The organism is Streptomyces sp. KLMMK (assembly GCF_036961605.1).
Lineage (GTDB): Bacteria > Actinomycetota > Actinomycetes > Streptomycetales > Streptomycetaceae > Streptomyces > Streptomyces telluris.
In genome coordinates, this window is record NZ_JBAMDC010000716.1 from 1 (window position 1) to 1547 (window position 1547).

At 71.8% G+C, this 1547-nt stretch carries 2 protein-coding genes; both read right to left on the minus strand.

Annotated elements, in window-relative coordinates:
- On the minus strand, window positions 1-1101 hold a 1101-nt coding region (locus tag V7793_RS37410), incomplete at its 3' end, for an FtsW/RodA/SpoVE family cell cycle protein (RefSeq protein ID WP_443058087.1).
- 62 nt (window positions 1102-1163) lie between these two features.
- Window positions 1164-1547, minus strand: a 384-nt coding sequence (locus V7793_RS37415) for an ATP-binding protein (RefSeq protein WP_336014170.1), incomplete at its 5' end; no start/stop codon positions are given.

Sequence of the window (1547 nt, forward strand, 5' to 3'; positions counted from 1 at the left end):
GACGACCATCGTGCCGGCCAGGCCCAGTTCCTCGCCGACGGTGGTGAGGATGAAGTCGCTGCGGCCGGCGAAGCCGATCAGCTCGGGATGCCCCCGGCCGAGCCCGGTGCCGGTGATCCCGCCGCTGCCGAAGCCGAACAGCGCCTTGGCGAGCTGGTCCGATCCCGCCTGCTGGCTGTGCAGCGCCTCGAACGGGTGCTGCCAGGCGTCGATCCGGCCCTTGACGTGCGGCTCCACCGAGCCGACCACGACGGCGCCCGCCGAGGCCATCAGCACGCCGCACAGCACCCAGCTGAACCGCTCGGTGGCCGCGTACAGCATCACGACGAACAGCCCGAAGAAGATCAGCGAGGTGCCCAGGTCGCGCTCGAGGACCAGGACCAGCAGGCTCAGCACCCACACCGTCTGGATCGGCGCGAGCTGCCGGCCCGGCGGCAGCCGCACGCCCAGCACCTTGCGGCCGGTGAGGGCCAGCGCGTTGCGGTGGATGACCAGGTAGCCCGCGAAGAACACCGTGATCATGGTCTTGACGAACTCGCCCGGCTGGAACGACAGCGAGCCGAGGTAGATCCAGCGCTTGGCGCCGTAGGTGTCGTCGGGGAAGAACGCCGGGGCCATCAGCAGCACCAGCGCCACGGCCATCGTCAGGTAGATGTAGCGCTGGAGCCGGCGGTGGTCCTTCAGCGCGACGAGCACGCCCACGCACAGGCCCACGCCGATGACCGTCCACATCAGCTGGTTGGAGGCCGTCGGGTCCGAGGAGTAGCGCTCGCCGTAGGAGAAGTCCAGCCGGTACAGCAGCACCAGGCCCGTCCCGGACAGCAGCACGGCCAGGGGGAGGATCAGCGGATCGGCGTACGGGGCCCAGCGGCGCGCGGCCAGGTGCGGCACCAGCGCCAGACAGGCCATCGCGCCTGCGAACCCGGCGAAGCCGCCGGGTATCCGGCCGGTCGTCGCGAGGCCGGTGTACGCGTAGCCGAAGCAGCTGATCAGGACGGCCAGGCCGAGCAGCAGCGCCTCCTGGTTGCGCCGTGCCGCGGCGGACGGGTCCCGCGCCTGCGCGCGGTGCTCGTCACGGCCATCGAGGTGCACGGAATCCACGGTCACACCGATCACTATCGTCGGCCCCGCCTGAAGGAATCCTGAGATTCCTGAGCGGACCTTCAGGAATCGGTTGTTCCGGAATCAAACCCTTCTGAACCGGACCCTCCGGGCGGTGCGCCACCGGACAGCGGGAACCACGCCACCAGGCGGGCCCCCGTCCCGCCCGGCGCCACATCGAGGCCCCCGCCGTGGGCGCGCGCGATCTCCCGGGCGATGGCCAGCCCCAGCCCGCTGCCGCCGCTCTCCCTGGTCCGCGCGGCGTCCAGCCGGACGAAGCGCTCGAAGACGCGCTCGCGCTCCTCCTCGGGGATCCCCGGCCCGTCGTCGGTCACCTCCAGTACCGCCCGCCCCGCGGCCCCGTCGAGCGACGCCGTGATCACCACGCGCGAGGCGGCGTGCCGCAGGGCGTTGTCGACCAGGTTCGCCAGCAGGCGCTCCAGCTG